Annotated in this window: 11 protein-coding genes; 8 read left to right on the forward strand and 3 right to left on the reverse strand. The window is 66.9% G+C overall.

Annotation, left to right across the window (positions count from 1 at the left end):
* Positions 1–167 precede the first annotated feature (167 nt).
* The 8 genes from AB0I15_RS63925 to AB0I15_RS63960 are packed head-to-tail and all read left to right on the forward strand — an operon-like array spanning position 168 to position 7,719.
* Positions 168–827, forward strand: coding sequence for an ATP-binding protein (locus AB0I15_RS63925; protein ID WP_358119706.1), 660 nt, complete (start codon positions 168–170; stop codon positions 825–827).
* A gap of 51 nt (positions 828–878) precedes the next feature.
* Positions 879–1,952 (forward strand): ABC transporter substrate-binding protein, encoded by a 1,074-nt coding sequence (locus AB0I15_RS63930; RefSeq protein ID WP_358119709.1) that lies wholly within the window; start codon positions 879–881, stop codon positions 1,950–1,952.
* Positions 1,949–2,827 (forward strand): ABC transporter permease, encoded by an 879-nt coding sequence (locus AB0I15_RS63935; RefSeq protein WP_358119711.1) that lies wholly within the window; start codon positions 1,949–1,951, stop codon positions 2,825–2,827. Before AB0I15_RS63930 ends, AB0I15_RS63935 begins: the two co-directional genes overlap by 4 nt.
* Positions 2,824–3,609, forward strand: a complete 786-nt coding sequence (locus AB0I15_RS63940; protein ID WP_358119714.1) for an ABC transporter permease — start codon at positions 2,824–2,826, stop codon at positions 3,607–3,609. The genes AB0I15_RS63935 and AB0I15_RS63940 overlap by 4 nt, the downstream gene beginning before the upstream one ends.
* Before the next feature lie 46 nt (positions 3,610–3,655).
* Positions 3,656–4,735: an ABC transporter ATP-binding protein gene (locus AB0I15_RS63945; RefSeq protein ID WP_358119717.1), complete on the forward strand. Its 1,080-nt coding sequence runs from the start codon at positions 3,656–3,658 to the stop codon at positions 4,733–4,735.
* Position 4,736: 1 nt separating this feature from the next.
* Positions 4,737–5,474 (forward strand): hypothetical protein, encoded by a 738-nt coding sequence (locus AB0I15_RS63950; protein WP_358119720.1) that lies wholly within the window; start codon positions 4,737–4,739, stop codon positions 5,472–5,474.
* Positions 5,465–7,108, forward strand: a complete 1,644-nt coding sequence (locus AB0I15_RS63955) for an AMP-binding protein (protein WP_358119722.1) — start codon at positions 5,465–5,467, stop codon at positions 7,106–7,108. The genes AB0I15_RS63950 and AB0I15_RS63955 overlap by 10 nt, the downstream gene beginning before the upstream one ends.
* Positions 7,105–7,719 carry a TetR/AcrR family transcriptional regulator gene (locus tag AB0I15_RS63960; protein WP_358119724.1) on the forward strand — a complete coding sequence of 205 codons (615 nt, stop codon included), beginning with the start codon at positions 7,105–7,107 and terminating at the stop codon, positions 7,717–7,719. Before AB0I15_RS63955 ends, AB0I15_RS63960 begins: the two co-directional genes overlap by 4 nt.
* 241 nt (positions 7,720–7,960) lie before the next feature.
* Here the strand turns inward: AB0I15_RS63960 and AB0I15_RS63965 are convergent, their stop codons facing one another.
* From AB0I15_RS63965 to AB0I15_RS63975, 3 genes are all read right to left on the reverse strand, one after another.
* Entirely contained in the window at positions 7,961–8,125 is a 165-nt protein-coding gene (locus AB0I15_RS63965) for a hypothetical protein (RefSeq protein ID WP_358119726.1), read from the reverse strand.
* A gap of 12 nt (positions 8,126–8,137) precedes the next feature.
* A complete protein-coding gene (locus tag AB0I15_RS63970) occupies positions 8,138–8,590 on the reverse strand; it encodes a hypothetical protein (RefSeq protein WP_358119728.1) in 453 nt (150 codons plus the stop codon).
* A 162-nt stretch (positions 8,591–8,752) separates the two neighbouring features.
* A complete protein-coding gene (locus tag AB0I15_RS63975) occupies positions 8,753–8,959 on the reverse strand; it encodes a hypothetical protein (RefSeq protein WP_358119731.1) in 207 nt (68 codons plus the stop codon).
* Positions 8,960–9,359 lie beyond the last annotated feature (400 nt).

The following is a 9,359-nucleotide window of genomic DNA, read 5'->3' on the forward strand; positions in this document are numbered from 1 at the left end:
CCGTCGCCCGCACGCTGCTTCGCGCCGGCCTGACCACTCTTCCGCTATGCCGCGCCTCTCCGCCACGGTAGACCAAAGATTTTGAATGCGTTTGTTGTTGGCGATATCGAACGAACGCTATGTTCATTATCAAGGCCGACATCAGCGCTTGCGGAAGGAGCTGCGCCATGTATCTGCAAACAATCCTTACCTCAATCCACGCCAGGAAGCGTTTCTCAGAGACGACCTCGGAGGCACCGACGCACCCCACCGGTCCGCACGCCGACGATCGGTGGACGGCGAGCGAACCCACACGGCTCCGGAAGGCGGTCGAGAAGGTGGCCGAGGCCATCGCAGCCGCCATCGGCGAACTGGGGCTCGGACCGGCGCGGATGAGTGACCCGCGGCTCAGGTCCTGGGCGCTCCCGCATGCCTCCGCCTCCGCGCCCAAGGCCCGGAGGCTGCTGTCCACGACGCTCTCCGCCTGGGGGGTCGGCGGTGCGGCGCCGGAAGCCGAGCTACTGCTCAGCGAGGTGGTCAGCAACGCCCTGCGGTACGCGCCTGGTCCGATGCGGCTCACGGTCTGGCTCGTGGACGGCCTGCTGCGCTGCGAGGTCGAGGATCGCGGCGACAACGCGCCCGCGATGCACGCCCGATCCCTGCGCGCCCCATCGATGCTCGACGAGGGAGGCTACGGATTGCGCCTGATCGACGCGATCGCCTGCTGCTGGGGCAGTACTCCCACGACGATGGGCAAGGCAGTGTGGTTCGAACTGCCCGCCAACTCCGGCTCCTCCTCCACCGGCCATAGGAAAGATCAGAAAAAATTGCTGGTGCCACATGCTTGAGAATGAATCGAACGATCGATATGTTCTGAGGAATTGAGCACAGGAGGTCCCATGAAGAACATGGGGACGTGGCAGCGGTCCGCAGTGGCCGCCGCCGCGGGCGCGGGTCTGTTGGTCCTCAGCGCATGCGGAGGAGAAACCGGCGACGCCGCCGTCGGCAAGACGCTGGTAGCGGCCAACTACGGCGGAGTCGTCGGAGAGGCACTCAAGCAGGAACTGGAAGCGCCGTACACCGCAGTGAGCGGCACGAGGTTCCAGCAGGTCAACGTCGGGACCGGATTCGCCGCGAAGCTGCAGGCCCAGGCCCAGAGCGGGAACGTCACCTGGGACGTCATCGAGGGCCTATCCGGCGCCGACTCGGCCCAGCTCCACGAACTCCGCCTTCTCGAGCCGCTGTCCCCGGAGCTGAAGGCCCGGCTGGAGAAGGTCTCCCTTCCGGGAACGGTTACCGACTACGGTGTCGGTCTCGCCGAGACCGGCTACATCATCGCCTGCAATACGGCCACGGTGGCCAAGTGCCCCGCCGATCCGGCGCAGTTCTGGGACACCGCGGCCTTTCCTGGGCGCCGGGCGATCCCCGACAACGCGGCGGCCATGCTCGCCACGGCGCTGGTCGCAGACGGTGTACGCGCGCAGGACGTGTTCCCCGTGGACGTCAAGCGCGCCTTCACCAGCATGGCGAAGATCAAACCGCATGTCGCCGTCTGGACCACCAGCGGCGACCAGCAGATGCAGGTCATGCGTGACCGGCAGGTCGACATGTCGATCATGTGGAACGGGCGTGCCAAGGCACTCATGGATCAGGGCGTGAAACTGCGGCTCGAATGGAGCGGCTCGCTGGTCAACCCCAACTACATGGTGGTGGTCAAGGGCGCGCCGAACGCAGCGGAGGCGATGCGCTATCTCGAGTGGTACGCCACCCAGCCACAGGCCCAGGCACGGCTGGCCAAGCGGTTCGCCTACGGGATGTCCAACGTAGAGACGGGCAAGTACCTCACGAAGAGCGAGGCCGCGCTGCTACCGGACGCGCACGCTGACGACAACCAGGTGCGGCTGGACTCCCAGTGGTGGCTGAGCAACCGCAAGGCCGTCGAACAACCCTGGCGAGAACTGGTCGGCGGATGACGGGCTCGCCGGCCATGCTGTCGGCGCGCCCTCGTCGGTGGCACGCCCAGTCGCCCGCCGGCATCGGCCTCCTGCTGACCGCACCCGCGGTGATCCTGGTCATCTCCTTGGTGGCGTATCCGCTGGCGTCCCTGACCGTCGACACGCTGGAACCCGAGGGACGTGCGGCGCTGGAGTCGGTCCTGACCGCCGACGCGTCCCGGCGGGCCTTGTTCCGCACGCTCTGGGTGAGCTTCGAGGTCACTGTTCTCGCGGTGGTCCTGGGAGCGCTGATGGCGTGGGCGATCTGCACGGTCAGGAGCCGTCTGTTGCGGATCCTGCTGTGGGTCGCCGTCCTTGCGCCGCTATGGATGAGCGTGGTGGTCAAGAACTATGCGTTCGTCCTGATTCTCCGCCAAGGGGGACCGGTCAACCGGCTGCTGGTCGCCCTCGGCCTCGTGGGCCAGCAGGACAGCCTCCTCTACACCGAGGTGTCGGTGATCGTCGGCATGCTGTACGCGATGCTGCCGTACGCCGTGCTTCCTCTGTTCGCGACCTTCTCCGGCATCGACCGCTCGCTCATCAGCGCGGCCGAGACCCTGGGAGCCGGCCGCGTCAGGGCGATCACGAGCGTCGTGCTGCCTCTGGCCGCGCGGGGCGTCGTCTCCGCGGCGACCTTGGTCTATGTCGTCTGCCTCGGCTTCTACGTGACCCCCGTGGTGCTCGGCGGGCCTGGCACGCCGTTCGTGGCGACGCTGATCGGCAGCTACGTCTTCGAGTACTTCGACCTGCCCAGCGCCAGGGCTTTCGCTCTGGTGATCCTGGCGGCCGCCCTGCTCTCCGTGGCGGTCGGCCAGGTGGTCGCCCGATTCCTCCCATCAGGAGGAGGTAAATGAGGCGCCTCGGTACGGTCGCGTTCCGATCGGCGGTGGGCCTGACGGTGATCTTTCTGCTGGCGCCCGCTCTGGTCGTCGTCGCGATGTCCTTCTCCGACACCGCCTACCTGTCCTTTCCGCCCGAAGGGCTGGGGCTGCGCGCGTACCGGTCGCTGCTGTCGTCGGATCTGTGGGGCCCGGTGACACTGCGATCCCTGGTCATCGCCCTGCCCGTGGCCCTGCTGGCGGTGGGCGCGGCCACCCTGCTGGTGATCGGGCTGGCACGCACCCGGCTGCCGTACAAGAACGTGCTCGTCGCGTTCAGCACGCTGCCTCTGCTGGTCCCCGGCGTCGCCCTGGCCGTCGCCGTCTACGGGCTGCTGGCCCGGTTGCGGATCCTGGACACATACCTGGGAATCATCCTGGCGCACGCGGTGACCACACTGCCACTGGCCGTACTGATCCTCTGGCCCGCTATTCGGGCGATCTCCAGCGACCTCGAACTGGCGGCCATGACCTTGGGTGCCAGACGCGCCCGCGCCTGGTGGGACACCACGGTGCGGCTGCTCGGCCCCTCCGTGGGCGCCGCCATGATCACCGTGTTCCTGACCAGCTTCGACGAGGCGGTGCTGGTGAGCTTCATCTCCGGCCCTCAGACCACCACGCTGCCCAAGGCCATCCTCGACTCGGTCACCACCGGATTGGATCCGACCATCACCGCGATCGCCACCTTGCTCATTCTCCTCACCGCCGTCCTGATGGCCGCCGGTGAGGCGCTGCGCCGCAGGAGTGAACGCCGATGACCGCCGCCACGGCTCCCCGGCAGCACGAAGGGGGAGGCCCGTTCTCATGAGTCACGACACCTACCACCAATCGCGGCTTGAGCTCGACCGGGTGAGCAAGCGATACGGCCGGGTCACCGCGGTCGACGATGTGTCACTGTCCCTGACCGAGGGCGAGTTCCTCACCTTCCTCGGTCAGAGCGGATCCGGCAAGACCACGATCCTGAAGATCATCGCCGGGTTCGAGAACTGCGACGGCGGCACGGTACGCGTCGCGGGCGTGGACGTGGTGCGCAAGCCACCGCGAGACCGCGACATCGGCATGGTGTTCCAGAACTACGCGCTCTTCCCGCACATGAGCGTCACCGACAACATCGCCTACGGCCTGCGCCGGCGGAAGTGGCCGACAGAGCGCAGGCGGGCCCGCGTGCGGGAGATGTTGGAGCTGGTACGCCTGGCCGAGCTGGGTCACCGGTCGCCGCGCGAGCTCTCCGGCGGTCAGCAGCAACGGGTCGCGGTCGCGCGCGCCCTGGCGTACGAGCCGCAGCTGCTGCTGATGGACGAGCCGCTGGGTGCTCTCGACCGGGCGCTGCGCCTCGATCTGGAGCAGGAGATCCGCCGCATCCACCGCTCCACGGGCTGCAGCGTCGTGTACGTGACACACGACAGGGACGAGGCGCTGGCGCTGTCGGATCGGATCGCCGTCTTTCACGAGGGACGGCTCGTCGGCCTCGACCGGCCCTCCCAGCTTTACGACCGGCCGCCGACCGGATACGTCGCCCGGCTGCTCACTGACGCGAACCTGGCTCCGCTGCCCGACGACACGACCATTCACGACGGCGCGGCCGACCTCACCGTGGGCGGACGCCGCGTCCGGGTCACGTCGACGGCCACGCAGCCCGCAGGTGCTCGGCTGGCGGTGCCGCGCACCTCGATCTCGCTCCAGCCGCGGGCGGAGGAGCATCTGAGCGTCGAGGCCACGGTGAGCGACATCGTGTTCCTGGGTGAGCACGTCCGCGTCGACCTCGACACCACCGCTTTGGGCCCCCTCATCGCGCACGTACCCATGCGCCAGGCCAGCGACCGGATGATAGGAGAGACGTTGCGTATTCACATCGATCGCACCAGGTGCCAGGTGGTGATCTGACATGGGAGTGGACCTCGCGCCCCGCGTCGTCACCGCACGGGACTTCCTGATGGGATCAATCTGGGAGGGCACCGGCGACGAGCTGCATACCAACCGTTTCACCGCCCGCACGAGCATGTTCGGCCAGCGCATCCTGTCAGGCGCCAGCGGCATGCTGCTGACGATCGACGCCTATCGCCCTGAGCTCGTATGGGCTCCCCTCTCCCGGCTGGATTGGACCTTCGACGGCCCGGTCTTCGAAGGAGCCCGCATGGACGTGGAAGGATCCTCCGGAGCCGAGCACGACATCACCGGCACGATCGACGGCCGGGTGGTCACACAGGGCACCGCGGTCATCGGCCCGCCCCTGGCCGGGCCGCCGCCCGTCAAGGGGCGGGCCTCCGCGGGCCGCACCATGACCGAGGCGGACGTCAAGCTCTTCCGGTGCTGGCTCCCAGGCGACCGGACCGGCGACCCGGAGCACATCCCGTGGCCGCTGATCGTGCTGACCGCGTCCAACCTGATCACCCGCGGCAGGCACATGGGCAACTATCACACCGTGCTCAACCGCGCCTTCACCTGGTCTTTCGGGCCGCCGCTCCCGCTGGAGGAGACCATCCACTGCGAGGTTGGCGAGACCGAGCGTCGACCCAGCGCCTCCCGCCCCGGCCTGGACGTCGTCCGGATCCGGGCGAGTGTGGTGGCCACCGCCTCCGGAGCCTGCGTCGCCGACGTCGACTGGGTGGCGATATGCCGATGACGCCCGCGCACCGGCCGCTCGAGCCGAGGACCGACCCGATCGCCCGCGCCGGCGGCAACCTCGCCGGGATCGCCCGCTGGGCGGCGCACACGTGGCCGGACCGGCCGGCCTTCGAACACGAGAACGGTGAGCGGCTCACCTTCGCCCAACTCGCCACACGCGTCGCGGGGCTGGCCGGGCAGTTGCGCGAGCGCGGCGTGCGGCAGGGCGACATCCTGGCCGTGTCGCTGGACAGCTGCTCCACCTTGCTCCTGCTCGTTCCGGCGGTGGCGCATCTGGGCGCCTCCATGGTGCCGCTCAACCCCGCCTTCACCGCCCCCGAACTGGACCACATCCTCGGCCTGATCGAACCCACGCACGTCGTCGCCACGCCGGAGTTCTGCGTCGCGCACCGCGACAGGCTCCAGCGGCGCGGGACGGTCATCATCCCCTTCCAGGAGCCCGTTCCGGGCGCCGGGCCGCCGCTGCGCCCGGTCGACGCGCCCTTCGACGACCTCGGCCGCGCCGAGCATCTCGACGCCCGGATCCGGTTCGGCTTGACCTCGGGTTCCACCGGCGTGCCGAAGGCGGTGGCCAAGACGCAACGACAGTGGCTGCTCGACGGCCGGGCCGTGGCGACCGTCATGGGCCTCACCGAGAACGACCGGGTCATGTCGAGCCAGCCCCTCTACTACGGGGACCCGTTGGCGCTGCTCATGGCGACCCTGCAGTCGGGCGCGACCGCGGTCTACCTGTCGCGGTTCCGATCGCAGACGTTCATGGAGAATGTCAGAAGCAGATCGATCACCAAGTTCCTGACCATCGGCTCCATGCCCGCGATGCTGCTGAACACCAAGCCCGGCCCCTTCGACTCCGGGCACCAGGCCATCGCCGCATGGAGCGTGGCCATCCCGCGGCATTTGCACGCGGAGCTGGAGCGCAGGTTCGCGATCCCCTGGCTGGAGCTGTACGGCACCTCCGAAATGGGCGCGGCGCTGGGACAACCCCTGCCTACGGAGATCGACACCGAGGGCAGCACGGCAGCGGGCCCGCGCGAGGTCGGCGCCGGCTGGCTGGGCCGTCCCCTGCCCGGCATCGAGCTCCGGCTGACCGATGAGGACGGACAGATCATCGAGGGCGACGGCGTCGGTATGCTGGAAGTGCGCGGGCCCACGGTCACGAACGCCTACCACCGGCGTCCCGACGCCACCGCCCAGGCGTTCCTCCAGGGTGGCTGGTACCGCTCGGGAGACATCATGGAACGCCACGGCGCGGACTACCGATATATCAGCCGAACAAAAGACATCGTACGCAGGGCGGGCGAGAACATTTCATGTCAAGAGGTCGAGGCTGCCCTTCGCGACCAGCCCGGCATCGTAGACGCGGCGATCATCGCGCGACCTGATCCGATCCGCGGCGAGGAGGTCTGGGCGTTCCTCCAGGTCGCCCAGCTCCCCGCGGACACGCGACTGGCACGAGAAAGAGCCGAGGCCGTCGTGGCCGGGGCGGCCGGATCCCTGGCCCGCCACAAGCTGCCCCGCTACGTGTCCTTCGTCGACCGCTTCGAACGGACCCCGTCCGAGCGGGTCGTCAAGCGCCGCCTTGCTGAGCTGGGTGACCGTTTCCCCCCGTGTGACCTCGGAGAGAGAAGATGAAGGAATCCAGCAGGTCCTCGAAGGGAAGCCACGTGGCAAGACCAGTCTCGACTGAGCAGCGGTTGATGGATGTGGCCGCGACGCTGTTCGCGAGCAAGGGCTACGCCGCCGTGGGCATCCGTGAGATCGCCCGCGAGGCCGGCCTGACCATCGGCTCCCTCTATCACTACGCGTCCAGCAAGGAAGACCTGTTCATCAAGCTGCTGCGGAGCAGCTACGTGAGCGCCATCGACCGCGCCAGGAAAACGATCGCGATGGCTCCGACCCCGGCACAACGGCTGCAGGCGCTCATCCGGTTGCACATCGTGGGGGAGGTCACCGAAGCCAACGTGTGGGAGCTGGAGCGGACGGAGCTGGAGGTCATCAGCCCGGAGGCGCGAGCGGCGCTCATCGAGCTCCGCGACGAATTCGAGCAGCTCTGGCGAGACATCATCGAGGAGGGCATCTCCGATGGCAGCTTCGCCCCTGAAGACCCGGCCATCGTCCGCATCTCCATCCTCCGCATGTGCAACGGCGTGGTGCTCTGGTATCGCCCCGACGGACGGCTGACGCTCGACGAAATCTCTGACATCGTCTTCCGTCAGGCCCTGTTGCTGTTGCGCGCCGGCTGACTCCGGCCTACCCGGCCAGAGGGCGGGGGCGCTCGCTCATGGGAGATCGCGCGATCAGGAGGCGGGAGTGCAAGAAATCGAGTTCCGGCTGGTCGGGATTCCGTAACAACTCCAGGGATTGGGACCTGTCCCCCGCCCTCGGACCGTTCGTCTTCGCTCGCCGTCAGTACGAAGAGTCCCTGTGCGCGACCGCGCCGCTCCCCGCGGCTCCACCGTCGGCACCAGTGAAGTCGGCTTATTCCTACCCCCGATAAAGGGTCATCGGGTTGGCATCGAGATTCGGAAACAGCCGGGCGTTGAAGTATCCGTTGAAAGCGCCCTGACGCCTCAAGCCATCGCTGTCCCGGTCGAACGAGGTCTCGGTCGACACGCGGCCGAGGGCCGCCTGCACCTCGAAGAAGCGCATGCTTTGGCCGCATCAGTCTGCTGAGCTATCCGAGACTCGGGCGACGAATTCGGTGAATTCCTCGGGTTGTGCGTAGGGCATCACAGCCCAGTGCAGATCCTCTGCTGAGTCCACCAGCGACATGTCAGGGGCATCTTGCTGCCGTGTGTGGTCCTCGATCAAGTGCATCTGAATGACCTGGGCAGCACGCTGGATGTCCTCTTCGACTTCGCCTGATGGAACGTGGAGTGGTGACGTGATCGAGATGCCAGCGCGATCGACGTAGAATCCCGCCAGCTTGTCGAGGTTGCGGCGCCGCGCTGTTGCCTCGAACGTCTCCAGGTCGGGAAGGCTGTAATACTCGTGTCTCCGGGTGGAGTCCCAGAACCCAGTGAGACCAGACGCGAACTGCTCGGCGACCTGGAGCTTCCACAGCCGCTCCTTGGAGATCAGCGTGTTGACACTGAGAAGGAGGATCGCCAGCACGGCACGCTGTTTCCCGCTCAAGTGAGCTTGTCGCCCGTCTGAGCAGCGCACCTGGACCGGGCCTAAAACCTTGAACGTCGCGTCGATCGAAGGCCCGATCCTCGCATCTGGTGTGCATGCGTGTCTTTTAGGTGGCTGGACTGATTGTTGACGATGGTCAAGTCAGGCCAACCGCCCTGTCACAGCGAGTACCGGCTTCGTCCTGCCCCAAACGCTTTCGCGAACGCTGTCAACCGCTTCCCGGAAAAGACTCTGATCGTGAAATGCCCCGAGATCCGTGATGCGATCCATGGGCAGGTGGTTTACTAGTCGCGCCACATCCGAGGTGGTGAGGTCGATAAAAGGTCGGTCGCCGATGTTCGTGGCCATGCCATCTCCATGAAATATCCGAGAAGGGGAAAGGTGACCGCTCCGAATCATCGGAGCGATCACCTTTTCTCACATAAGAGTGCTGACGATCGACAGCAGTCCGCTCTCGCAGCTACCCATGACCGTGATCAGATCACCGATCACCGATCACCGATCACCGAGGAAACGACCTCTGGAGTCATTTTGAACACCTCCTTCGCGCGGGCCTGAAATTCTCTTGGCCCAACAACCGCCTGGCCGGCCACATAATCACCACATACCGACCACACCCTGAGGCGGGGTGCCGCCGAGGTGCGCTGCGCACGGCTAGTGTCCTGCGCCTGAAATTTGCCGGTTAAATACGTATGCTGCTCGGCATGGCGCATTCAGGACCGTCGGCAGTGGAGATCCACCTGACCGA

The organism is Nonomuraea sp. NPDC050643 (assembly GCF_040654715.1).
GTDB lineage: Bacteria > Actinomycetota > Actinomycetes > Streptosporangiales > Streptosporangiaceae > Nonomuraea.